The sequence below is a fragment of the Sorangiineae bacterium MSr11367 genome (assembly GCA_037157805.1).
Lineage (GTDB): Bacteria > Myxococcota_A > Polyangia > Polyangiales > Polyangiaceae > Pendulispora > Pendulispora rubella.
Genome location: CP089983.1, coordinates 1902438 through 1926495, shown reverse-complemented (window position 1 = coordinate 1926495; position 24058 = coordinate 1902438). Strand labels below are relative to the sequence as shown.

Genomic DNA, 24058 nt, shown 5'->3' with positions numbered 1-24058 from the left:
CGTAGCACCCGCAGTACGCAGTACGCAGTACCCAATCCCCCCAAACTACGAAATCAATCCAGGAGAATTCCTATGAACAAAGACATCATGAAGCTCGTCAAGGATGAAAAAGGCGCGACCGCGATCGAGTACGGCTTGCTCCTCGTTGCCATCCTCCTGATCGTTGCCGGCGCGTACAAGAAGCTCGGCAAGGCCGTCAAGGGCGCCGCGAACGACGCCAAGGGCGAGTTCTGATCGTCGTCTAGGGTTTGCGTTAGCTTCAAAGGGTCGGAGGTTCGTCGCCTCCGGCCCTTTCTTCATTTCGCCCTTCTCACTTGCCCGAAAGTCGAGCCAGCAGCTTCTCGCGCGCGGAAAGCAGCGTCTCGTCGCGCTTGCAGAAGGCGAAGCGGGCGAGGTGGCTTCCGTGGATGCGATGGTGCTCCGCGTAGAAGGCGGTCGGCGGGATCGCGGCCACGCCGATGTCGCGCGTGAGGTAGCGGCAGAACTCGAAGTCGTCGGGAAAGCCCAAATGGCCGATCCGGGCCATGACGAAGTACGCGCCATCGGGTGCGATGGGCCGCAGACCGACCGCATCGAGAGCGTCCACCAAGAGATCGCGCTTCGTGCGGTAGCTTCGAGCAAGCTCGACGAAGTAGGCGTCGGGCAGCCGCAACGCCGCCGCAATCGCGTGCTGCAGTGGACCTGCGACGGCGAAGGTCACGAACTGGTGCGTCTTCTGAACGGCGCCGCACAGGGCGGGGCTGCCGATGACCCAGCCCACCTTCCACCCCGTGAAGCTGAACGACTTTCCGCCGCTGCTGATGGTGAGCGTGCGCTCGGCCATGCCGGGAATGGTCGCAAGGCGAAGGTGGCGCGCCGGCTCGAAGGTAATGTGCTCGTACACTTCGTCGGCGATGGCCAGCACGTCGTGGCGAATGCACAGCGAGGCAATGTGCTCGAGTTCCGCGCGGTCGAAGACTTTGCCCGTGGGGTTGTGCGGCGTGTTGAGCAAGATGAACTTCGTCCGGCTCGTGAACTGCGCCTCGAGCTCGGCGGAGTCGTACCACCAGCGCGTATGCTGGGCATCCGGCGGGCGCAAAAGGACGTAGCGAGGGACGCCGCCCGCCATGGTGACGTTGGCCACGTACGAGTCGTAGTACGGCTCGAACACGATGACCTCGTCGCCCGGATTCACGAAGGCCAAGGTCGCATCGAACAACGCCTCGGTGGCGCCGTTCGTCACGATGACCTCCGTCGCAGGGTCCACCTTCTGGCCGTAGAAGCGCAGGGCGTGCTCGGCGACGGCCTCCTTCAGCACCACCGCCCCCGACGAGACCGCATACTGGTTCACCCCGCCGCGAACCGCGCGCACGGCCGCCTCACGAATCTCCTCGGGCCCGTCGAAGTCCGGAAACCCCTGCCCAAGGTTCACCGCCTGGTGCTTCTGCGCCAGCGCACTGAACTCCGTGAAAACCGTCGTCGGAAAATCGCGAATCCGCGCAGCGATAGGGTCCATGGCTGCGCCCCACACTAACCCAACCCGGAGAAATTCACAGGAAGACGGGAAGACGGGAAGGTTTTGAGGTTTCCAATCAGCCCAGTTGGCCAACCGGAAACCCTCAAAAAAGCCTTCTGCGCCGTGCGCGCCGTCAGCCCTTCCCGTCTTCCCGTCTTCCTGTGAATTCTCTTCAGCCGTTTCAACGCATGAAGGTTTCGTAGTCGAGGCGATCGAGCTTGCGCGACAACAGGCCCAGGGTGAGTACGCTGGTGAGGGCCACGGCGACGGCGAATCCGAAGCCGTAAAAGCGCGGGCCGAGTTGTAGGCTCACCAGGGAGAGCACGACGTTGGCCACCAGGAAGAAAGCACACATGTACAAGACGAGCTTTCGATAATCGAGGTAGAACAAAATCGTGAACAGGCCGAGGAGCACCACCTGAAAGCCTACGCCCACCACGTCGATGCGAAACAGGTACAGATAGAACGGCGGAATGCGAAACAGGTTCAGCACCTTCGAACCGATGAGCAGGAGCACCGCCACCGCCAGACCCTGGATGCGGAAAATGTCGTAGATGCCTGCACGCGCGGCCTCCACCAGCCCATTGCGAAGGCGGCGAAGCTCGTTCAGCGTCTCGCCTTGGCGCACGGCCGTGTAATACAAGTCGTAGCTCTCGGCGAAGTCCGTCTCGATGCGCACGAAGAAGACGGCCATCCCCGGAATGATGGATAGGTAGGCGACGAAAATCGGTATGTCGTAAACGACGGAATACCGAATGGGGCCGATGAGCGACTCCGAGGTCACCGGGTTCCACCAGAAGATGAACTTGTCGGCCCAGACCGCGGCGTTGAACAAGCAGCCGGTAATGGCCAGCTCGGGGAAGACGCGCTTCTTGTCGAGGAAGTCGAACGCGATGAAGCGCTGGCTCGGATATTGGCGCAGCACCATCACGAGCATGCAGAAGAACATGAGGCCGTGGCCCAGGCAGAAGCCCGCGAGGTAGCCGCCCGCCCCATAGGCCGCCAAGGCCAGCGAGGCGGCCACGGTCACCGCGTAGCCGCCGAGAAAGATGACGACGACGGTACGGTAGGCCTTCATGCCGCTAAAGAGCACGGTGAGGACCCACGTGTTGCAAAGCAGCACGAAGCCCGTCACCAAGAGCGCGCGGAACGCGAGATGGCCTCCCTCGGGAAAGAGGAGGAGCGACACCATCGAGCCCAAGGTGCCCGTGCCGATGACCGTGAGGAGCAGCACCCCGAACAAGTTCGGGACGATGGCGTCGGCGTTCTTCTGAAAAATGCGGTCGGCGACGTACCTCGTAAAAAGCAGCTGCACGAGGCCCGAAACGACGAGCGACGTGGCCATGAGATGGGTAACCGTCGCCGAGAACTGCGTGATCGCCTCGGGGTCACGCGAGTGGGAATGCCCCCAGAAATTGATGAGCAACAGCGAGCAGATCGAGATGAGCCACGGCCCGGAGCCGACGACACCTGCGACCAGGTACGCGCGAAAGAGGTCGGTGTACGACTCCTTCTGCAGGTGCTGCCGAAGCTCGAAGCCAATGCCTGCCATCGCTCTATCCGTTGCTCCCCAACGCGCCCTGATAGACCGCGCGGTAGCGGTCGATCATTTGGGCCTGCGTGTAATAGCGTTCGACGCGGGTGATGCCGGCCTTCTGCGCGGCGTACCAAGCGCGTTCGTCCTTCAAGAGCTCCACGGCGGCGCGGCCCGTGGCCTCGGGATCGGCGATTTTGACGATGCTCCCCGCGGTGCCGATGGCGCGGTCTTGTTCGGAGGCGCCCTCGATGAGCTCACGGCAGCAGCCCACGTCGGAGGAGACGCAAGGCACACCGGCCGCGAAGGCCTCGAGCACGACCAGTGGCTGCGCCTCGCTGATGGAGGTGAGCACGTTGAGCCCGAGCTTGGGGAGGATGTCCTCCACCTTCTGGAAGCCGAGGAATTTCACCACGCCGGTGAGGCCCAGGCCTTTGACCAAGTCGTGGCACTCGGCCGCATAGTTCGGATCCTCTTCCTCCGGCCCCACGATCCAGCCTTCGGTGCCGGGGAGCTCCTGCGCGACGACGCGCATGGTGCGGATGAAGGTCTTGATGTCCTTGATGGGCACCACGCGGCCGATCAAACCGAGCACGCGGGGCACGCCTTGCGTACGCTTCGCACGCAGCGGCGCGAAGCGGGCGATGTCGATGCCGTTGACCAACACGCGCGTGCGCGAGCGGTCGGCGCCATCTTGAACCTGCCGCGCGCGATTGCCTTCGTAGAGCGAAATAATGGGATTCGCCGCGGCGTACGTCATGGTGCCGAGCGCCTCGAAGAAGCGGATCCACATCTGGCGAAAGTGGCCGATGCCGCTCATGCCGCCGAAGCTTTCGCCGGGCAGATCTTCGTCTTTGATCCACGAGGCCTGAAGGAGCTCGATGCGGCGTTCCTTCGTGTAGATGCCGTGCTCCGTCAGAATGAGCGGAACGTTGCGCGCGCGGTTGAGGAGCATGCCCAAGAAGCCGGCAAAACCCGTGGAGATGACGTGGAACGCGCGGGATGGAGGAATGCTCTCCGCGGCGCGCGCCATGACGAAAAGGGGCGTGTGCATCGAGCGCACGCACCAGAAATATTCGAGGAAGGAGTGCTCACGCGCGCCGGATTCGTAGCGCTCGGTGATCATCTCCCAGGAGCGCTCGCTGAAGAGGAAGTCGCGCTCGCAGCCGTGCGGGTTCTTGGTCATGGCCGAGACGACCGGCGTCAAGGCTTCCGCCAGCGCGCCCCCTCTCGCAGGGCCCTGGGGCAGAACTTCGCGCGAGGCTTGCGCAAGGCTCTCGAAGGTCGAGCCGCTGGCGACGAAGCCGCTCACCCGGCGCGGGGCGCGTTGCTGCCCCATCGATGGCCAACCTCCGCTCCACGAGGCAGGAGGCGTGGCCACGGTTCCGACGGAGGCGAGCATGTCGTGCAGCGCGCGCGCATGCTGGTGGAACGCCTCGTCACCGCGGCGGGCGACGACGCGTTGCTCTTTGGGCACGTCGGAGAGGTAATGCTCTTCGAGGTGCACCACGTTCGGCGGCAACTCGTAGCGCAGCTTCTCCGTCTTGTCGGGCGAGCCGCCGATGAACACCAGGGAAAAGCGAATTTCCGGCAGCCCGCGGATGATCTGATGCACCCAGCTCGAGACGCCGCCGCTCACGAAAGGGTACGTCCCTTCGAGCAGCAAGGTCACGTCCGCGACTTCGCCGGGACGGAGTTTGGGACCTCGACCGGTCTTCATCGCCAGAACTCCACCACCGATTGGAATTGAGCTGCCTCGCGCCCCGACGATTCCACCTCGTGGAGCATCGTGCGAACGTCATCGTATCGCTGCTGATGAAACGCGCATTCGGCCATGTAAGGCAGCGCCTTCAACCGCGTGTATCCTGCATGCACCGCGCGTTCGAACGCTCCGAAAGCATCGCCGTAATCTTTTTGCAAAAGCGCAATGCGCCCCGAGAGAAACTCGGCGGGCGCGCTGCCCGGCCGCAGTTTGCACGCGGTGGTGGCGTGGTCTTGCGCGTTCTTCAGCGCGTGCGCGAGCACCGCGCCCTCGGCCAGCCCGAGGTAAGCAATTTCCCAATATGCCTCGGCCAGGCGCAGATGCAAAAGCGGCTTTCCCGGCCCGTCGGTGATGGTGAGCTTTTCCGTCAGCTCACGCGATTGCATTTCCAAATCGTTCCGAAAGCGCTCGAGGCGCGAAAAGGCAAAGAGGCGCACCTCGTCCGAGGAGTCCTTGAGCGCGAGCTTCAAGAGGGAGATCCCCTGCTTCTGCGGCAGGTGGCGAATCTGAAGTACGGTTTGAAATCGCTTTTCCGCCGTGGTCCGCTGCGAGCGGAGAAGGTCTTCGAGCGCGGCCGGGGTGATGCTGCGCTGCTTCAGCGAGCCGCGCTTGGGCAAAACCTCGCCCTCGAAGCTGAACGACGTCCACGAGGGGGCCTCCTCCACGCGCTGTGCGCCGAGCCCGAGGCGTAGCACCGCCGACATGCCGACGAAGCCCACCACCGGGATGAAGAAGTGCATCAAGGTGGCGAAGAGCAGGAACGGCACCTTCGCCGCCGAGACCTGGTGGGGAGCGCCCAACAGATGCACCACGCTCCCCAACGCCGACAAGGCGCCCCTCACAGCGAGGAGCGCCACGAACATGAAGGTGAGAAACGGATAGGCAAGCGCAGCGCCGATCAGCGCCAGGTCGAGCACCGAGAACGCCGCGAGCGTCGCGACGCTAACCCACCGCAGTATGTTCGAACGGGACATGTCGACCCGGCTGCGCCTTGTGCAAGAGAAGGGTCATCACGTCGTCCACGGACTGCTCTTTGCGAAGTACGTGAACGAAGGGATCGGCGCCGGCCATAAGCAACGTGGTGTGCAGCTCGTTCTCGACGAGGTGGGCGAAGTGCGCAACCAGCGATTGGGCATTCGCTTCGTCGGTCATCGGCAATAGATTGAAGACGGCGTAGTTGCCATCGGGCGTACGCTCGACGAGCGGGAAGTCGAGCACGCGAAGAGCGTCGCCGAGGATCGTGTTCACCAGCTCTTTCACCTGGCTCTTTCGTTGCACGATGAGGCCGAACACGCTGCACGGAATGTCGTAGTCCTTCAGGTCCTTCAGCGCGCGCTGCATGCGCACTTCGAACTCGTAACGGCGGCCGAGCTCCAGATGGCTCGTCGAGCCTTGCGCGGCCAAGATGTCGCCGAAGTGCCCGCCCAAGATGAACAGCGTCTCGAGGTGCTTCCGGTCGAACGCGACGAAGGGCATCGCCTCGATGCAGAGCACACCGTGCACGTTGCCCGCCGTGTCGACGAAGGGCACGGCCGCGAGCAGGCTCGTTTGCATCTTGGCCTTGGCGGAGTCGCGCCCCGCCTCGGTCAACGTGGTGAGCTTCTTGTTGCGCAGGGCCTCGACGACGAGCAAGTCCTTGTCGATGACCAGGCCCTGGGTGCCGCCCATGCACACGGCGGGACGGGCCGCGATGACACCGTCGTGCACGGCGTAGACGGAGCAAGTTTCGATCAGGCAGTACTGGGCCATCACCTCGAGAATCGGTTTGGCCAAGACATCCATGGAGGCGTCCTGTCCCTCGGTGGTGAGCTTGCGCACGGCGGCGATGGCATCACGCAAATTCGGGGAAAGGCGCTGGGCCTGGGCGTCGAGCGTCTTGTCGTAGGAGACCTCGAGCAGGAAGTGCTCGCGCGAGAGCTCGTTCAGCTGGCGGCGTGCCACGTTGAAGGCGCCGTCGAGGCGGACGATTTCGCGCTTCCACACGTCGGAGAATTGGCCCGTGATCATCGCGAAGACGAAAAGGCCAATGAGGCTTGCGCCGGGAAGCGCGGAAACGCCGAACGAGTGCGTCCGCCAGGCGCCGAGCATGAGACCATCGAGAATGAGCGCACTGGCCACCGCCGGCGCGAAGCCGTGGCGGAGACCCAAGAGCACCGGCGCGAGCAGGAGCCACGAGCAATCCGACTTGAGGAAGAAGGGATCGTCCGGATTGGTGAAGTAGCCAATCAACGGAAGGGCGGCGGTGAGGAGCACCATTTCGAACACCGCGCGCGGTGACCGAAGCTTGATGGCGGCGCTGCCCGCATGGCGGTCGTGCGTCGCCGTCTGCTGCGCGATGTAACCAGCGGATTCCTCGATCGCCGAACCAATGTGCCGCGCGCGCCCGTGCGACTTTTGGTACTTGTCCAGCGACGCGAGGAAGATGCGCGAGAACGAGTTCGGCGGGCCCGAGACTTCGGACGTACCGCTGACGGCGCGCAGGCGAGATTCTTCTGGAGGCCCTGCGTTGCGCGGGCGAAAAGTAGAATTCCTGTTCATGGCACCACGTCCAATTCTTTAACCATCGAGTCCATCAGGGAAAGGGCGGCGCCACTGGCGTTTTCGCCACTGGTGCCGCTTCGCGTTCCGGAGGCCGACCAGAGAACGCGCTTCGTCGCGACGTCGAACACACGCACGCTGACTCCGACGGCCGGCTCGCCATCGAGGCCGCTCTTGTAACGCCACTCCTCGACGCTACCCGCGACGGCGTAGTCGACGCGCTGCTGCTGCGCCCACATCAGCGCTTCTTCGTAGCGCTGGCGATCGCTCGCCGTCAGATGCGTCTCATCGTCCTTCGGTGCCGGGTACATCTCCAAGCCAGTGACCCCACGCGTGCGCAGCAGCGTGGAGAGCATCGCTTCCACCCGTTCCCCCGCCTGCGGGGCCTCCGAGTGATTCGCGAACGGAAGCAACGCCCAACGCGCTTTGAGGCGCGTAGCCTGCCCGTGCTGCACGCGCGTTTGTGTGTTGCCGCATCCGATGGTGGTCGATGCAACGAATGCACAAACGAGGCTTCCCAGGAGCAGGTGAGATACCCGGTGCCTACCCCAGGTCCCGTCTGCGGGGCCGTTCTTGGATGATGGCGTGTTCGTTTTCATCTTGCTTTCAAATGGCCGTGGTTGAGGGATCCCGCTCGGTAGGGCGGAGGAAACAGGGAGGGGTTCAATTGAAGAACTGCGAATACGCAAGACTCGTGCGAAACATGGTGGAGTCCTCGATGCCGAAGAGGCCGAGGGTGTAGGAGCCCAGGAGACTCACGTATCCATGGGAGGAGACTCGAACGCTGCCGGAGCAACGAAGTCCGCCCGCTGGCGCGTTTTGCGGAAAGAGATATCCAAATTCCGCGGCGCAGTCGTAACGCGGAAGTGGCAACCGTTCGGCTCGCTGCCGCTCGAAGAAGTCACCACGTGTCAACTGCACAACACCGCTCAGCATGCGGTAGGACGGAGCGAGGTAGGCTTCCACGTCCTTCGCGGTGCCGACGGGAATGACTTCCTGGAGGTCTCCCGGAATCGTCGACACGTTGACCCGGTGGTAGACGCTGGCGCGGAAGGCGATATTCAGTTCTGGGGTGCGGCGCAGGATGTGAACGCCGAGATCGGCCGAGCCGCCAACTTCCGATCCCAGGTGTTCGAAGGTCCGCGAGGTATTCTCGCGCGCGAGCACGTCTCCGACCATGTAAAGGTGCTGCGTAATTCCCAAATGGCCGATGACGTTCACTTCGTCCCGCACGGCCGCGAGACGCATGAAGGGTGTGTCGTCAATTTGAGTGTTCAGCTTCGCGCTGAACACGGCGCTCACCCGGTCGCGAAGGAAGTCGCGCGCATGGTAGAGCTCGAGGTGCGGGACCGCAGTGGCTTTGCTGCCGCCGTTGTTTGGTTGGTAGTTGGCGCCGGCGCCGAGTTCGAAGATGCTGTCGCGTTGCTGGAAACGCAAGGTCACCCCCAGGTCGGCCTCGTAACGGCGTCCGTCACCTGGAATGGTGACCGACTGATTGGGCGAGGTCATCTCGCGAGCAAAACCGTCGTAAAGTAGACGCCAGTCTCTTCCGACGTCATGCCCTGCAAGGATGTCCGGTCCCGCAACGTGCAAGCCATCGACGTATTCGTAGGTGCCGCCGACGCGCCCGATAGGAGCGTGTCGTTCGAAGATGTCGCGTTGGGCCGTTCGCAGTTCGATTTCGTCGACGATCGGCTCTTCGCGAACAAGCTGCTCTTGGATGGTGGCCTGCGCGAGATCGTCGCGCCCGATTTCGAGTTCCGCCTTGTATTTTTCAGCGTACCCCAGCGTTTGCGAACGACCGAGAATCCTTGCCATTTCCGTCCGGTCGTCCTCGGTAGAGGCCAGGCTGAGACGGTAAGAATCCCAGATGGGGCGCTCGTAGCGGAGCGATTCCGGCGAGGCCAGCCGCTTTTTGACGTAGTCGGGCTTGTCGTTGCCTAGATACCAACCGAGCGCAAAGTCCTCGCGGTACTCCGACGGCTTGGAGTGGTTCATCGCATAGGAAAACCAGCGCTCGCCTTCCTGGACGCCGACGAGGTTCCGCGTGAGCTCCGCGTGGGTCTCCAGCTGGTGGAACTCGTCCGGCGGGAGGCGCTTCGGGTCCTGCAGGCGCACCACGAGCCCCTCGCGCAATTTGGCAAAGGCGTGGTGCCGCAAACGCTGGGCCATGTCGCCGCGGTGAATCAGGTCGAGCGCGTCGGCGTAGCCCAGCATGGTCACGTATTCGCCAGGCTGCGCGCGGATGCGGCGCTGGAAGAAGGGAATCGCCTCTCGCACCCGCCCCAACCGCACCAGCGCGATGGCATAAGGACTCCACATCTCCGGCTCACCGTTGACGTCGTCCTTCCAGGCATTGATGTAATCGCTCAGGGTCTGCGTCTCTTTGCGATCGATGGCGTCCCAGAGCAGCGCCAAGCGAATGGGCACGGAGCCGGGATTCAGGCGCAGGGCCGCGCGGTAGGCATCGCGGGCCGCGTTCTTGTTGCCCAGATGGTCGTACGCCTCGGCGCGCAGAAGCCAGAATTGCTCCCGACCCTCGAAAAGCGCCTGCTCGGACATGGGCACGTTCAAGATACGCGCGACGCAGATCCAATCTTCGACGCGCTCGCACTGTTCGGCGATGAAAAGGAGGTACCGCGGGTTCTTCTCCGCTTTGTAACCTTCGAGGGCGACGGCCGTCGCTTCCTCGCGCGCGCCCACCTCGGCGGCCAGGGTCATCAGGCGAAACGAGGCGTCCGGGGCGCGGTGGTCGGCTGCCCAGACGCGCCGGTAGGCGTCCAGGGCCTCCGCCGAGTCATCGAACTGCCATGCGAGCGTGGCAATGTCGCGCCAATAGGCTTGAGCGGGGGGAATCCACGGTTCGTGGGAAGCGGGATTGGGCGGCGGCGGGGTTGGCGGCGGCTCCTTCGGATTGGGCCGATGCTTTTTCAGCACCGCCAGCGACTCCTCGAGGCGCCCGAGGCGCGACAGCACGCGCGCGTATTGAACCGTCTGCTCGGTGGTGAGGCCGAATTTCTCGTCGAGGGCCTGCCACACGGGAATCGCGTTTTCCGATTTGCCCATGCGCTCGAAGAGCAAGGCCAACTGGACCCGCGGCATCGTTTCCTCGGGGAAACGCGCGGAGCGTCTTCGCAGGATGTCGACCGCACCCTCGGGATCGCCCAGGGCCTCGTAGGAGCGCATCGCATCGAGCAGCGTTTTTTCGGAGGCGCGGGGATTGAGCGCGCCCTCACGCTTCAATTCGGCCAGGGTACGCTCGTCGTCGAGCATGGTCGCGAGCCGCACGACGTTGTCGCGCGCGGATCGCGGCCCATGCGGCGGGCGAGCCGGGCGAGACCCGACCCCGGGCTTCGCCCCCGACGCGGGCGAGCTTCCAAGGAGCGCCATCGACAGGGCGCACAAGAGACCGTAGCCGCGCAACCGCATTAGAGGCGTATTCCTCCGCGCGGTCGGCCGGCCCCTTCATGCTTCATCACGAAAAGCCAATCACGGTAGGCGAGGCGTCGATCGCCGGCCCATTCGGCCACGATGGCCTCGGTCTCGCGCAAGTCGACATCGTTCGGATGGCGCGCGACCAGCCGTTTGATCGAGCGCAACGCGGCGTGGGGGTCGTTCACGCTGAGATCGCGCTTGGCTTGTGCGCGCAGGAAGGCGTCCGAGTTCTCGCCCTCCGATTGAAGGTCGATTGCCCGTTGCCCCAGATCGCGTGCCACCGCATGACGGGAGCACGCCGTGGCCAGGGAGGCTGCGCGCATCACGATTTCCACGTCCTTCGGGAATTTGGCCGCGTACATCGCCGCGCGATCGGCGGCGTCCGTCACCGCGTTTTCCGCTTCCAGCGCCGCAATGCTCGCGAGCGCGTACGCGCGACCGACGGTGGGATCGGTGCTCAAGGCCGCCGCCTTGTCGTAGTTCACGGATGCACGTTTACCGTCACTCGAGGCTCGCTGCCAATGGGCGGCTTCCGCCAAAATGGCTGCACGCGACCCATCGTCCGATTGCTCCGCAAGGCGCAAAAGGAACTCCGACGCCATGGCAGGCCGTTCGAGCTCCAAGGACACTTTGGCGAGCTCACGCAATCGGGCAGCGTCATGCTGAAGAGGGCGCAATGCCTCCAAGTCGACGAGCGCCAGATCAAATGTCTGTTGCCGAAGAGGATCCCCCTCGGGAATGGACCGCGCCTGCGCCAGGCGAAGGTCGAAGCGCATGTTTTTGGCCATGGCCTCGTAACGCGGCGCCAAAGACACCGGCTCGAGCAAGGCGAGTGCCTTGGAAAAGCGGCCCAGCGTGCCGAGTTGCTTTACGTAAACGACGCGCAGCTCGAGTTCTTCGGGATTGGCGCGGGTGAGAACGTCCAGGTAGGCAATGGAATAGCGATCCGGCGTCTTCACGCTGGTAAAATCGGCATATTCCTTCCCCGTCGGGAAGACGAGGGCCAGCATGCCCGTCAGCACCACGGCGAAGCCCACGAGCCCCGGATACCCGGCGAGGCGCGCGTGCTCTACCGGGATGGCCGGTGGCCGGCCGAGGTTACTGACATTCAAGACTCCCCTCCCCGGTGTCTGTCTCTTTCAGCGTAAACATGATGGAAACCGCCGCGCTCGCGTTCTTCACCGTCGCCAGCACTCCTCTTGCGATCTTCTGGTCCGTCTTCTGACCACCCGGCGATGCACTTCCCGCGCCGCCATACCGCAACACGCAGTTCGCACCGCGCTGCACTCCCCCCACCGTGATGGACAACGGCACATGCCCCCGAATACGCAAGCGCGCCCCCTTCGCTTTCTCGCGAGTCCAGTACTCGATTCGCCCGTTCGCGTGCTCTAAGTACACCCCCCGAGGTGGCGACGCGCTCGGCGCAAGCACCACCTTCTCCCCCGACACGAGGTGAACGTAACGCCCTTGCGGCACGTCGCGCAAGCCCGCAACTCCCGAAGATCGTTCGAAATCGGGGAAACCCCACTGTTCGTCCACGCGAACCGTCCGCAATGGTCCGTTTTGCCCGATCTCCCACGCCCCGTCCTCGATTCGACGCGCCAGCGTCACTTTCTGAAACGCCAGGACTTTGGCTGCGTATTCGCTGAGGTAGAGCGGTGTGGTCTCCTGACGGAGCGCCCATGCGTAGACTTCCTTAACTGCCGAAAGCGCAGCCGTCTTCGTAGCCGAATAGAAATGAAAGTAAATCGGAATGTGGCTTAGTCGGCGGGGGCTCTCATTCAGCTCGAACGTTTCGATGGCACGGCGATATCCGTAATACGGGCCGAGGAAGTCGTTCGTATAAACGTTCTCGTTCTCGACGGGGGCAAAGACTTGAAACGATCCATTGTCCTCTGGCACGCCCATCGCCGAGCCACGGGTGAGAGACGGCGTTTCCCGGCTCCGGGTGGCCCCGCCCCCGTTCACATTGAACACGCCGATGTCCTGGGTCATCCCCACGGCCCGACCGCTCGGGGAACAATCCCCCGGCCACAAAACGACTTTCACTTTCTTGTCCGGCGGGGCAAGTCGCTTGTTGATGTAGTCGACCGAACCAGCGATATCCCGCTGAAGCGAGAACTTGTAACCGGGAATCGGGAGATGCACCGGCTCGAGGCCATGCGGCTCGGTTTTTCCTGCTTCGGCGTCGGCCCAGAAGAACGGGTGGCTGTACGTATGGCTCGCCAGCTCGACGTTCGGTAGTCGGAAGATCTCGCGGGCGATGCGCTCGAGCGCCGGCGACTTCTCCGGATACCTCCCGGCAGGACCAACTTCGCCCTCCACGACCGAAACGGTATGCGGGAGTTGCGGATACGCCCTCAAGAGTTCGTCCAGGACGACTTGTCCAGCGTACGGGTAGCCATGGCGCTCGGCGAGGCTGGGGAAGGCGTCGCCGTCGATATGAACGGTAAGCTGACGCCGGCCGCTCTCGGTGGTCACATCAGGAACCGGGATGCTCGGAAGATCCAGGGCATCGTGAAGAAAACGGAATGGATCCAGGATCCACCGGCGCTCACCCTCGAGGCCTTCTTGAAGGACGTACGGGAAAAATGCGGCGCCACCCCACGAGCCAATCACGACGCCGTCCCACGTTTGCTTGGCGGAGTCCTGCACGCGGAGGAAGCTTTTCGTCTTGCTGGCCTCGGCGTTCGGGCCCAACGTCACCGGCGTGAGCTCGCGCACGTGGGCGCGGGGCTTGGCCTCGAAACCGACGTACGGGGAGAGTGCCGTCGGGTTGAAGACCATGGGGGGTTTCACCTCCACGCTGGCAGCGGCCAGGCCAATGCGACGGAGGAAGCGCTCGTTGGGGCTGAATCCGAAGCCCTCCATGAAAGCGATCTTCATCCCGGCATCGAGCTGCCGAATGAGAAAGCGTTCCAGTGGCGCCTCGTTCGGGGCGCCCTCGGGCAGAAAGACGACGATGCCGGCGTACTGGCCCGCGAGGTTGTTCGCGGGGAGCGTGCGGCGCACATCCATGTAGTCGATTCGATATCCCATCCACTCGAGCACGGGTGCGATGAGGACGTTGGCGTCTTGGACGCCGAGGTAGCCTTGGTCGTCGCCCTTGTGCAAAAGCAAGATGCGGCGGGAGATGCTTTCGACCTCGCCCAGGCCGACTTCGTCCACGTTGAATCCGGTGATGTACGGGGCAAATCCGACGGCGAGGATCTTCTTCGCCGCAGCCTTGCGTGCATCGGCACCTGCCGAGGCAGGTACGTAATCGATGACCGTGATCGGCAGGTGATAGCGCGTGGTGACGTCGCGCAGCTTGGCGAGAAGCGCGTCGCTTTGCTCCTTGGTCACGGGGACGGCGCGCTGGGTGGGCGCTTGTCCTTCGCGGCCAGGCACGGGTTCCCACGTATTGAAAAGGGATTCCGCGACGACCCCGGCAACTGAAGTTGCCACCTGCGGGAGAAACTCGAAACCGCGATTGAGCAGGATCTTTGCGTCAGGGTGTCGCTGGGCGAAGCCAGTGACGATGGACGCCAGGCTGCTCGCGTGGCGAGGCCAAGCGGACGCAGGGGCAAAGCGCTTGTAGCTTTCGAGCGTGTCGAAGAAGAAGCCGCGATAACCCTTTTGGTAAAGCGGCTCGAGGATGCGATCGAGCACGAAGGGGCGCCACTCGGGGCGGGCGGCGTCGATGATGTCGGCACCGTATTCGCCATTCTTGCCGAGGACCCACGCCGTCGGTACCTGCTTACTGTACGCGCGTGTTGGATGCACTTCGCCCAGGCTTACGTAGGCGAAAAGTTCGGCGCGTGAAGCGGCGCGGGGGGGAAGCGCGGTGGCGTATTCCGGTTCGACGACGACGCGATCGTAGTGGTTTAGAAGCTCGGGCGGCACGTTTGCCGCGTAATAGAAGGCGGTGCGCAAACGCGGAGGGGACGTCGCAACCTCGGCACGGGCGTCGCCACCCGAGAGGAGTACGATGACGCTCACGAGCGATGCGAGGACCGTCCAAAGACTGGGTACACTCACTTTCGGACTAATGGCCGCGCGGGGGTGCTTCCTTGGAAACAAACGCCATTCTTGTAACGACCGAATCACGACGTTGCCCCCTTGTGGAAAGGCCGGCCGCGGCGCGCGGCGCAGTCCGGAAATACCGCAACGCGGCGGAGCGTATGGTATGTTCTGCAGCCTGAATAGATTTTTTTACATTGCATTGGTGATCCCCACAGCCGCCGGGCTGGTCGCTGGAGCGACCATTTACGCGTGTGGCGGTGCACAATCCGGCGGGGGTAGGTCCGCGGCCAGTTCCTCTGGCGGCGCGACGGGAGCAAGCACTGTACCGGGCTCACCCAATGAGGGCGACAACGAGTCGCGGGGCGAGGACGTGGCGCCCGTGGGTCCGGTGGATGGCACCTCTCTAACAGGGGTGGGGCCGGGATTTCCAGAGAGCGGGCCGTGGGTTTCGTTCTATGGGCCGGCGGCGAAGATGAAGGACATCGCGCGGGTGGCCCGGACGTACCGGATCATCAACATCGATGCGGATCCGGATGTCGACGGCGAGGCCAATTTTTCCGATGCGCAGCTCGCGGTGCTGCGGGCGGGCGGGAAAAATAGGGTTCTTAGTTATTTGAACTTGGGATCGTGCGAGCGAACGCGCTCGTATTGGACGCGAGCTCCGGCGCCGTTCGTTCCGTGCGGGAAGAACAAGAAGGCGCAATTGGGTGCCTACTCGGGCTACTCCGAGGAGACGTGGATGGACCCGAGCGACCCGGACTACCAGGCGCTCATGGTCGACTTCGTGGCCGCGCGGCTGGCAGCCCGCAAGGTCGATGGATTCTATTTGGACAACCTGGAGATCGTGGAGCACCCGAAGTCGAGCGCCAACGGTCCGTGCAGTGCACGCTGCAAGCAGGGCGGGCTGGATTTGGTGCGGCGGCTGAGGGAGAAGTTCCCGGACTTGCTGCTGGTGATGCAGAACGCTACCGGCAGAGTCACGCGCCTCGGGATCACGGGCGGCGTACGGTTCGCCACGTTGCTCGACGGGATTTCGCACGAAGAGGTGTACGCACCTCGGGCCGATGCAAACGCCGAAGCCGAGCTCCTTGCCTGGAAGCAATTGAACATTCGGAGCAAGTCGGGTCGGCCCCTGTGGATCGCGACGGAGGACTACGTCGGCAGCTGCGGAAACCAGCGGGCCGCGCGCGACGCCTGGACGAAGAGCGAGAAGAACGGCTTCTCGCCGTACATCTCCGACGAGAGCGGCGGCCAAAACGTCGTCTGCTACTGGTCGTTCTGAGAGGAGAAGAGAATTCACAGGAAGACGGGAAGACGGGAAGGACTTACGGCGCGCACAGCGCGGAACGCCTTTTTTTGGGGTTTCCAGTAGGCCAACTGGGCCGATTGGAAATCTCAAAACCTTCCCGTCTTCCCGTCTTCCTGTGAATTTTCTCTAGCCGTTCCCTCGGGAGCGTTGTTTGACCGGGGGTTTGGAATGTGGCATGCAATATATTGCATGCAAAAGACGAAGGTGTTGGAGGCGGTACCGCGGCGGTTGCTTCGGGATGAGGCGTACGGGCGCATTCGGGATGCGATCCTCGATGGGACGCTGGAGGCAGGGGAGACCATTCGGGATGGGGACCTTGCGGAACGGCTGCAGTTGTCGCGGACCCCGGTGCGGGAGGCGTTGGCGCGGCTGATCGATGAGGGGCTCGTCGAGTCGAAGCCGGGGGCGTTCACGCGGGTGACCCCCGTGTTGCGGCGCGAGGTGATGGATGCCCATGCGGTCGTGCAGGCCATGCACGAGCTCGCGGTGAAGAAGGCCGTACCGCGGATGACCCGCGCGGACATCGACATGCTCACGCAGGCCAACCAGCGATTCGCCGATGCGCTCGATGCCTCCGACGTCGAAGCTGCACTCGCCGCGGACGACGAGTTTCACGACATCTTCGTCCGCGCGTCGGGAAATGGGGCCATCGCGGCGACGATCGAGCGGTATACGCCATCGATTCGCCGGCTCGAGCGTTTACGATTTGGGAGCCTGCCCGGGCGCGCCTCGGTGAAGGTGCACGCACGCATCGTTCGCGCGGCGGCCAACCAAGACATCGACACGGCAGCGGAGCTCACCGTCGCGAACTGGGCAACGCTCGGCCAACTGATCGATCGCGCGCTCTTCGAACAAAGGAACAAACCATGAAACTCGATGCATTCTCTCGTTATCCCCTGCTCTTCGGCCCCTCCCCCATTCATCCGCTGCGGCGCCTGAGCGCGCACCTCGGCGGCAAGGTCGAGATTTGGGCCAAGCGCGAAGACTGCAACTCGGGGCTCGCCTTCGGCGGCAACAAAACGCGCAAGCTCGAATACCTGCTTGCCGATGCCATCGCCAAAGGGTGTGACACGTTGGTGTCCATCGGCGGCGTGCAATCGAACCACACGCGGCAAGTCGCGGCGGCCGCGGCGGTGGCTGGGCTCGGGTGCCGGCTGGTGCAAGAGAGCTGGGTCGATTGGCCCGACTCCGTCTACGATCGCGTGGGCAACATTCAATTGAGCCGCATCCTCGGGGCCCGCATCGAGCTCGTGCAGTCGGGATTCGGTATCGGCTTCAAGGAAAGCTGGGAGCGCACGCTCGCCGACGTGATCGCCTCGGGCGGGAAGCCGTATGCCATTCCTGCGGGCGCCTCGGATCATCCGCTCGGCGGCCTCGGCTTCGTCGGGTGGGCCATGGAGGTGGCCGAGCAAGAGCGCGCGCAGGACCTGTACTTCGACACCGTGATCACGTGCTCGGTCACCGGCAGCACGCACGCGGGCATGCTCGTGGGCTTCTTGGCGCAACCGAGCGCGCGAAGTCCGCGCAAGGTGCTGGGCATCGACGCCTCCGCGAAGCCGGCAGAAACGCGGGAGCAGGTCACGCGCATCGCACGCAACACGGCGAAGCTCATCGAGCTCGGGCGCGACGTCGAAGACGACGACGTGGTCCTGCTCGATGGCTACCACGCGGGCACGTACGGCATCCCCGATGCGCAGACCCTCGATGCGATCCGGCTCGTCGGGCGCCTCGAAGGGATGATCGTCGATCCCGTCTACGAAGGAAAATCGATGGCCGGACTCATCGATCTGGTGCAGAAGGGAATCATTCCGCCGGGTTCACGCGTACTCTACGCGCACTTGGGCGGGCAGCTCGCCCTCAACGCCTACAGCGCGCTCTTTCGAGGCGCCTGAACGAGAGGTCAACCGGATGGAGACGAGCAAGATCGAACGGGTCCTGGCAAGCGCATTGCGCGAAGGTGCCCTCTCCGGCGTGGACGACGACGGGCCGGCGCTCTGCGTGTTCTACGATCTGGACGACTTGCGAGCGGGCTTTCGCGAAGTGCAGCGTGTGTTCCCCAGCGGCACGCTGCACACGACGGCCGTGAAAGCCAACCGGCTGGCGGCGATCTTGAAGGAGGCGAAGCGGGCCGGATTTGGCGCCGAGTGCGCATCGCTCGGAGAGCTGGCCCATGTCCTGGAGCTAGGTTTCGACCCTTCGGACATTCTCTTCGACTCGCCGGCGAAGACGCGCTCCGAGATCGAGCTCGCCCTCTCCCGCGGGGTCATCCTCAACGTGGACAACTTCCAAGAGCTCGAGCGGGTCGCGCAAGCGATGGCCAAAAGGAAGAGCGACTCCATCGTCGGCATGCGCGTGAACCCGCAGGTGGGCGCCGGAACCATCGCGTCCACCAGCACAGCCACGTCGACCTCGAAGTTCGGCATCACGCTCGACGAACATCGGGACGCCATCTTCGACGCCTTCGCGAAGCACCCGTGGCTTCGCGGCCTGCACGTACACGTTGGCTCGCAAGGGTGCGGGCTGGATCTTTTGGTCCGGGGGGCGCGGCGCGCCATGGACCTGGCCTTGGCGCTTCGCGGCCGGGGACACTCCATCGACATGTTGGATATCGGCGGCGGATTGTCCGTCGATTACGACGGTGGCGATGCACCGCCCGCGTTCGCGGACTACGCAACGATGTTGCGCGAACATGTCCCGGAGATCTTCGACGGCCGCTTCCGCATCGCGACCGAATTCGGTCGCGCGCTGCACGCCAAGACCGGTTGGGTTGCCAGCCGTGTCGAATACACGAAGTCAGCGGGAGGCCGGCGCATTGCCGTGACGCATGCTGGCGCAGATCTCTTCGTCCGAACCGCCTATCAGCCCGACAAATGGGCGCACCGCATCACAGTGCATGACGCAACGGGAGCGCTCAAACGCGGCCCCGTGGCACCGTGGGACGTAGCTGGTCCGCTCTGCTTCTCGGGGGATCTCATCGCGATAGGCCGCGAACTCCCGCCCATCGAACCGGGTGACTTCGTCGTCATTCACGACGCAGGCGCTTACACGCTCAGTATGTGGTCCAGGTACAACAGCCGACTCGTCCCCGCCGTGTACGGTTACGAGGGCAGTGCACTTCATTCGATGAAGGCGCCCGAGACCACCGAAGACCTGATTCGTTTTTGGAGCTGATCCGGCGCATTGGGCCATCCCGCGGATGCGGAGCACGTGCTACGCCTTTGATTCGTGCGCCCCACGAATATTCGCAGCCCCGACTACTTTCACAAGGTGGTCGACTGCCAGTGGGCCTGTCCGGCCCACACCAATGTGCCCGAATACATCCGTCTGATTGCCCAAGGTCGGTATACGGATGCGTACATGGTCAATCGCCAATCGAATGTCTTTCCGGCCATCCTCGGAAGGACGTGCGATCGGCCATGCGAGCCGGCTTGCCGTCGCGCGCGCGTCGACCAGAAGCCCGTGGCCATCTGCAGGCTGAAGCGCGTCGCCGCCGATTTGCGCAGTGACGTTTCGGATCGTTTGCCGCGCGCCCCCGCGACGAAGAACGGGAAACGCATCGCCTGCGTGGGCGCGGGCCCGGCATCGCTCGCCGTCGCCAACGATCTCGCACCGCTCGGCTACGAGATCACCATCTTCGAAAAGCTGCACGTCCCCGGCGGGTTGATGCGCTCGAACATCCCCGCCTTCCGCCTGCCCGAGGCGGTGCTGACCGAAGAGATCGACATGATCCTCGGCATCGGGAACATCGACGTTCGCTACGACGCGCCCATCGGGAGCATGAAGGAGCTGCTCGACATGGGCTACGACGCCATCTTCGTGGGAAGCGGCGCGCCGCGCGGTAAAAACCTGGATATCCCGGGGCGCTACGACACGGACCGCATCCACATCGGCATCGATTGGCTCGAATCGGTGGCCTTCGGGCACATCGACACGATTGGCGAAAAGGTCCTCATCATCGGCGTCGGCAACACGGCGATGGATTGCTGCCGTTCGTCGCGCAGGCTCGGCGGCAAGGACATCAAGGTGATGGCCCGAAAGCCGCGCGGCTATTTCAAAGCCTCGCCCTGGGAGCTCGAGGACGCCGAGGAGGAGCAGGTCGAAATCCTCATCAACCACGCGCCAAAGTCGTTCGTCATCGAGAATGGCAAGCTCAAAGGCATGATGTTCGACCGCGTGGAGTGGGAAATCCCCGAAAAGGGTGAGCCCACCAAGTCGAAGGTCGTCGAGACCGTCTTTCTCCCCGCCGACGACGTGATCCTGGCCATCGGCCAAGAGGCCGCGTTTCCCTGGATCGAGCGCGACATTGGCATCGAATTCGACAAATGGGATATGCCCATCGTCGACAAGACGACCCACCAATACACCAGGCCGGGCATCTTTTCCGGCGGCGATGCGGCGTGGGGACCGCTGAACATCATTTGGGCCGTGGAGCATGCGCACCAGGCGGCCATCTCGATTCACAACTACTGCCAGGGAAAGCCGGCCACCGAACGGCTGCCGCAAGGGATGAACCTCGTCAGCGCCAAGATGGGTCTGCACGAGTGGAGCTACAAGAACGACTACAACCCCGTGGGGCGCCAGAAGATGACCCACGTGGACCTGACCGAGCGCTTCAAACAGATGAACATCGAGGTGGAGCTCGGCTTCACCCCCGAGCAGGTCGCGCACGAAGTCGAGCGCTGCCTGAATTGCGACATCCAGACGGTGTTCACCGACAAGGCGTGCATCGAGTGCGATGCCTGCGTCGACGTCTGCCCGGTGCTGTGCTTGACCATCGCTCCGAACGGAGAGGAGGCGGAGCTGCGCCGACACCTCAGCGCGCCCGCGGAAAATCCGAAGCAGGACCTCTTTGCCTCGGGCCCGCTGCCGCAAACGGCGCGGGTCATGCTCAAAGACGAAGACCTTTGCGTGCACTGCGGCCTGTGCGCCGAACGATGCCCCACCGGTGCGTGGGACATGCAGAAGTTCAATCTGCTCATCCCCTATGCCGGAACGCCATGCAACACGAAGCCGTAGCCTCCTCCCAAGAGCACATTCAACCTTCGGGCGAAGAAGTACGCGATCGCACGAACGACTTTGCGTTCAAGCTGGCCAATGTCAACGGCACCGGCTCGGCCAGTGCCAATGGCCTCATCATGCAGGCCATTTTTCGCATGGGTATTCCGGTGTCGGGGAAAAACCTATTTCCCTCGAACATCCAGGGATTGCCCACGTGGTACGAAGTCCGCGTCAATGCAAAAGGGCACACGGCCCGCACCAGTGTGTACGACCTCATCGTGGCCATGAATGCCGAGACGTATGCACGCGACATCCGCGAGGTGCGCCCCGGCGGCTACGTGCTCTACGACGCGACATGGCCGCTTTCGCCTGCCCTGGCTCGCGATGACGTGACGTTCCTCGGGGTGCCCTACGCGCAATTGTGCAACGAGAACTTCACCGAAGTGCGCGAGCGCACCTTGATGAAGAACATTGCCTACGTCGGCACCTTGGTCGCGTTGTTCGACATCGACATGGACATCGTGACGGGGATGCTCAAGGAGAAATTCTCGCGCAAACCCGCGCTGATGGAATCGAACGCGAAGGCCATCAAGCTGGGCTACGACTACGCGCGCGAGCACTTCGAGTGCCCGCTGCCGATGAAGCTCGAGAAGATGGACGCCACCAAGGGATCCATCCTCATCGATGGGAACACGGCGACGGCGCTGGGATGCGTGTACGCCGGAGCGACCGTCGCCGCGTGGTATCCGATCACGCCGTCGACCAGCGTACTCGATGGCTTCAAAGCCTTTTGCGAGACGTACCGCACCGACAAAGCCACCGGCGAGCGGCGCTATTGCATTTTGCAAGCGGAGGACGAACTCGCGGCCATGGGCATGGTGATCGGTGCCGCATGGAACGGGGCGCGGGCCTTCACCTCGACGTCGGGGCCGGGAATTTCCCTGATGAGCGAGCTCATTGGGCTGGCGTATTATGCCGAGGTTCCTGCGGTCATCGTCGACGTGCAACGCGTGGGCCCTTCCACCGGAATGCCCACGCGCACGCAACAGGGCGATATTCTCATGTGCGCGTATGCCTCGCACGGCGATACCAAGCATGTGGTGCTCTTTCCGGCGAATCCCAACGAGTGCTTCTCTCTCGCGGTCAAAGCGTTCGACTTGGCGGAGAAGCTGCAAACGCCGGTATTCCTCTTGTCGGATTTGGACATCGGGATGAACGACTGGGTCGTGCCCCGCCTGGAGTGGGACGACAGTTACAAACCGGATCGCGGGCGCGTGCTCTCCAAAGAGGAATTGCTCGCGCTTCCCACCCCCAAGTATTACCGCTATTCGCCCGAAGACGAACACGGGGTGGCCGCCCGCACGTTGCCCGGCGTGCATGAAAAGGGGTCCTTCTTCACACGCGGATCGGGGCACAACAAACTGGGCGGCTATACGGAAATACCGGACGAGTACCAAGAGGTGATGGACCGGCTCGCGCGAAAGCACCGTGCGGCCCGCCACCTGGTGCCACCGGCGATCATCGAGAAGCGGCCCGAGGCGACGTTCGGGGTGGTGACCGTCGGCGGGTGCGATCCGGCGGTGCGCGAGGCCTTGGAGACGTTGGAGGAGCGCGGGGTGCACGGCGATTTCTTGCGCGTGCGCGCCTTTCCGTTCGGCGACGAGGTGGAGGCCTTCCTCGCCGAGCACGAGATCGTCTACGTCGTGGAGCAGAATCGCGATGCGCAGTTGCGGTCGCTGCTCATCTTGGAAACCTCCGTACCCAAGGAAAAGCTGCGCTCGATCACCGCGTACGGCGGGTTCCCATTGCAGGCGCACCAAGTGATCGAAGGGATCGCGTTGCCATGAGTTACATCAAGAAGCCGCTGGTCCGGCATCCCTCGCTGAAGACGAACCAATTGGGCCTCACGGTGCGCGACTACGAAGGCACCATGTCGACCCTGTGCGCCGGGTGCGGGCACGACTCCATCACCGCCGCCATCGTGCGCGCGTTCTTCGAGCTGGATACGCCGCCGCACATGGTGGCGAAGCTCTCTGGCATCGGCTGCTCGTCGAAGACGCCCGCGTACTTTCTCTCGGGCGCGCACGGCTTCAACAGTGCGCATGGACGCATGGCCGCCATTGCCACGGGCGCCGCCGCCGCCAATCGGAAGCTCGCGTACATCGGAGTGAGCGGCGATGGCGATTCGCTATCCATCGGGCTCGGGCACATGAGCCACGCCATCCGCCGCAATGTAAAAATGCTGTACATCATCGAGAACAACGGGGTGTACGGGCTCACCAAAGGGCAATTTTCGGCCTCCGCCGACATGGGCTCGAAGTCCAAGCGCGGCGAGGCCAATGCGCAGTCGCCCATCGATCCCGTGATGCTGGCCCTGAGCTTGGGGGCGACCTTCGTCGCGCGAAGCTTCTCGGGCGACAAGACGCAACTCGTGCCCATCTTGAAGGCGGGGCTGCTTCACGAGGGCTTCGCACTGATCGACGTCATCTCGCCGTGCGTCACCTTCAACGACCACGAGGGCTCGACCAAGAGCTACGTGCACACCCGCAAGAAGCAAGTGCCCATCGTGCAGACCGACTTCGTGCCGGCCGCCGCCGAGATCACCGCCGAATACCCCGAGGGCAGCGTGACCAAGGTCACCACGCACGACGGGGCGACGATCCATCTGCGCAAGATGGCCGCCGACTACGACCCCACGGATCGAACGCGGGCGATGGCCATGCTGCGCGAGCGGCAGGCCGCGGGCGAGATCCCTACGGGGCTCCTTTTCCTCGACCCAACCGGCGCCACCGAAATGCACCGCGGGGCAAAAACCGTCTCCACGCCCCTGGTGGACGTGCCCTTCGACGACCTTTGCCCCGGCCACGACGCATTGGAGAGGCTCCAAGCGGCGTATCGCTAGTGGGGGAGGGTTTGAGGGTTTAGGGTTTAGGGTTTAGGGGAGAGGAGAGGGATTTGTCGTCGGGTCGGCGGCTCTTGCGT

General features: G+C 63.5%; 17 protein-coding genes. 8 read left to right on the top strand and 9 right to left on the bottom strand.

The window, feature by feature from the left end; all coding sequences use genetic code 11:
- Positions 1-72: 72 nt before the first annotated feature.
- Positions 73-234 carry a Flp family type IVb pilin gene (locus LVJ94_07520; protein ID WXB07082.1) on the top strand — a complete coding sequence of 54 codons (162 nt, stop codon included), beginning with the start codon at positions 73-75 and terminating at the stop codon, positions 232-234.
- Between the two features lie 76 nt (positions 235-310).
- Here LVJ94_07520 and LVJ94_07515 read toward each other — a convergent pair whose 3' ends face one another.
- The 9 genes from LVJ94_07515 to LVJ94_07475 all read right to left on the bottom strand — a co-directional run bounded on the left by LVJ94_07515 (position 311) and on the right by LVJ94_07475 (position 14745).
- Positions 311-1495 (bottom strand): aminotransferase class I/II-fold pyridoxal phosphate-dependent enzyme, encoded by a 1185-nt coding sequence (locus LVJ94_07515; GenBank protein ID WXB07081.1) that lies wholly within the window; start codon positions 1493-1495, stop codon positions 311-313.
- A 181-nt stretch (positions 1496-1676) separates the two neighbouring features.
- The gene (pelG, locus tag LVJ94_07510; protein ID WXB07080.1) at positions 1677-3047 is read right to left on the bottom strand and encodes an exopolysaccharide Pel transporter PelG; all 1371 of its coding nucleotides are present in this window, start codon (positions 3045-3047) and stop codon (positions 1677-1679) included.
- Positions 3048-3051: 4 nt separating this feature from the next.
- On the bottom strand, positions 3052-4749 hold the full coding sequence (pelF, locus tag LVJ94_07505) for a GT4 family glycosyltransferase PelF (GenBank protein WXB07079.1): 1698 nt from the start codon (positions 4747-4749) through the stop codon (positions 3052-3054).
- Positions 4746-5765, bottom strand: a complete 1020-nt coding sequence (locus tag LVJ94_07500) for a hypothetical protein (GenBank protein ID WXB07078.1) — start codon at positions 5763-5765, stop codon at positions 4746-4748. Before LVJ94_07500 ends, pelF begins: the two co-directional genes overlap by 4 nt.
- On the bottom strand, positions 5734-7329 hold the full coding sequence (locus LVJ94_07495) for a PelD GGDEF domain-containing protein (protein ID WXB07077.1): 1596 nt from the start codon (positions 7327-7329) through the stop codon (positions 5734-5736). The genes LVJ94_07500 and LVJ94_07495 overlap by 32 nt, the downstream gene beginning before the upstream one ends.
- Complete coding sequence (locus LVJ94_07490; GenBank protein WXB07076.1) at positions 7326-7928, bottom strand: hypothetical protein; 603 nt, start codon at positions 7926-7928, stop codon at positions 7326-7328. The genes LVJ94_07495 and LVJ94_07490 overlap by 4 nt, the downstream gene beginning before the upstream one ends.
- Before the next feature lie 64 nt (positions 7929-7992).
- On the bottom strand, positions 7993-10758 hold the full coding sequence (locus LVJ94_07485; GenBank protein ID WXB07075.1) for a tetratricopeptide repeat protein: 2766 nt from the start codon (positions 10756-10758) through the stop codon (positions 7993-7995).
- A complete protein-coding gene (locus tag LVJ94_07480; GenBank protein WXB07074.1) occupies positions 10758-11876 on the bottom strand; it encodes a hypothetical protein in 1119 nt (372 codons plus the stop codon). The genes LVJ94_07485 and LVJ94_07480 overlap by 1 nt, the downstream gene beginning before the upstream one ends.
- Complete coding sequence (locus LVJ94_07475) at positions 11863-14745, bottom strand: endo alpha-1,4 polygalactosaminidase (GenBank protein ID WXB07073.1); 2883 nt, start codon at positions 14743-14745, stop codon at positions 11863-11865. The genes LVJ94_07480 and LVJ94_07475 overlap by 14 nt, the downstream gene beginning before the upstream one ends.
- A 226-nt stretch (positions 14746-14971) precedes the next feature.
- On the opposite strand from LVJ94_07475, the gene LVJ94_07470 reads away from it, so the two are divergent.
- From LVJ94_07470 to LVJ94_07440, 7 genes are all read left to right on the top strand, one after another.
- Complete coding sequence (locus tag LVJ94_07470) at positions 14972-16051, top strand: endo alpha-1,4 polygalactosaminidase (protein WXB07072.1); 1080 nt, start codon at positions 14972-14974, stop codon at positions 16049-16051.
- A 216-nt stretch (positions 16052-16267) separates the two neighbouring features.
- The gene (locus LVJ94_07465) at positions 16268-16948 is read left to right on the top strand and encodes a GntR family transcriptional regulator (GenBank protein ID WXB07071.1); all 681 of its coding nucleotides are present in this window, start codon (positions 16268-16270) and stop codon (positions 16946-16948) included.
- Complete coding sequence (locus tag LVJ94_07460; protein ID WXB07070.1) at positions 16945-17970, top strand: 1-aminocyclopropane-1-carboxylate deaminase; 1026 nt, start codon at positions 16945-16947, stop codon at positions 17968-17970. Before LVJ94_07465 ends, LVJ94_07460 begins: the two co-directional genes overlap by 4 nt.
- A gap of 16 nt (positions 17971-17986) precedes the next feature.
- The gene (locus LVJ94_07455) at positions 17987-19249 is read left to right on the top strand and encodes a diaminopimelate decarboxylase (GenBank protein WXB07069.1); all 1263 of its coding nucleotides are present in this window, start codon (positions 17987-17989) and stop codon (positions 19247-19249) included.
- A gap of 54 nt (positions 19250-19303) precedes the next feature.
- Positions 19304-21094 (top strand): FAD-dependent oxidoreductase, encoded by a 1791-nt coding sequence (locus LVJ94_07450; protein ID WXB07068.1) that lies wholly within the window; start codon positions 19304-19306, stop codon positions 21092-21094.
- On the top strand, positions 21076-22923 hold the full coding sequence (locus tag LVJ94_07445; protein ID WXB07067.1) for a 2-oxoacid:acceptor oxidoreductase subunit alpha: 1848 nt from the start codon (positions 21076-21078) through the stop codon (positions 22921-22923). Before LVJ94_07450 ends, LVJ94_07445 begins: the two co-directional genes overlap by 19 nt.
- Positions 22920-23978, top strand: coding sequence for a 2-oxoacid:ferredoxin oxidoreductase subunit beta (locus LVJ94_07440; GenBank protein WXB07066.1), 1059 nt, complete (start codon positions 22920-22922; stop codon positions 23976-23978). The genes LVJ94_07445 and LVJ94_07440 overlap by 4 nt, the downstream gene beginning before the upstream one ends.
- Positions 23979-24058: the final 80 nt, after the last annotated feature.

Coding starts and splice junctions, on each gene's coding strand:
- LVJ94_07485 (WXB07075.1), bottom strand. CDS start 10,758: ATGCGGTTGCGCGGCTACGGTCTCTTGTGCGCCCTGTCGATGGCGCTC.
- LVJ94_07515 (WXB07081.1), bottom strand. CDS start 1,495: ATGGACCCTATCGCTGCGCGGATTCGCGATTTTCCGACGACGGTTTTC.
- pelG (WXB07080.1), bottom strand. CDS start 3,047: ATGGCAGGCATTGGCTTCGAGCTTCGGCAGCACCTGCAGAAGGAGTCG.
- LVJ94_07490 (WXB07076.1), bottom strand. CDS start 7,928: ATGAAAACGAACACGCCATCATCCAAGAACGGCCCCGCAGACGGGACC.
- LVJ94_07465 (WXB07071.1), top strand. CDS start 16,268: ATGCAAAAGACGAAGGTGTTGGAGGCGGTACCGCGGCGGTTGCTTCGG.
- LVJ94_07440 (WXB07066.1), top strand. CDS start 22,920: ATGAGTTACATCAAGAAGCCGCTGGTCCGGCATCCCTCGCTGAAGACG.
- LVJ94_07445 (WXB07067.1), top strand. CDS start 21,076: ATGCAACACGAAGCCGTAGCCTCCTCCCAAGAGCACATTCAACCTTCG.
- LVJ94_07495 (WXB07077.1), bottom strand. CDS start 7,329: ATGAACAGGAATTCTACTTTTCGCCCGCGCAACGCAGGGCCTCCAGAA.
- LVJ94_07455 (WXB07069.1), top strand. CDS start 17,987: ATGGAGACGAGCAAGATCGAACGGGTCCTGGCAAGCGCATTGCGCGAA.
- LVJ94_07460 (WXB07070.1), top strand. CDS start 16,945: ATGAAACTCGATGCATTCTCTCGTTATCCCCTGCTCTTCGGCCCCTCC.
- LVJ94_07500 (WXB07078.1), bottom strand. CDS start 5,765: ATGTCCCGTTCGAACATACTGCGGTGGGTTAGCGTCGCGACGCTCGCG.
- pelF (WXB07079.1), bottom strand. CDS start 4,749: ATGAAGACCGGTCGAGGTCCCAAACTCCGTCCCGGCGAAGTCGCGGAC.
- LVJ94_07520 (WXB07082.1), top strand. CDS start 73: ATGAACAAAGACATCATGAAGCTCGTCAAGGATGAAAAAGGCGCGACC.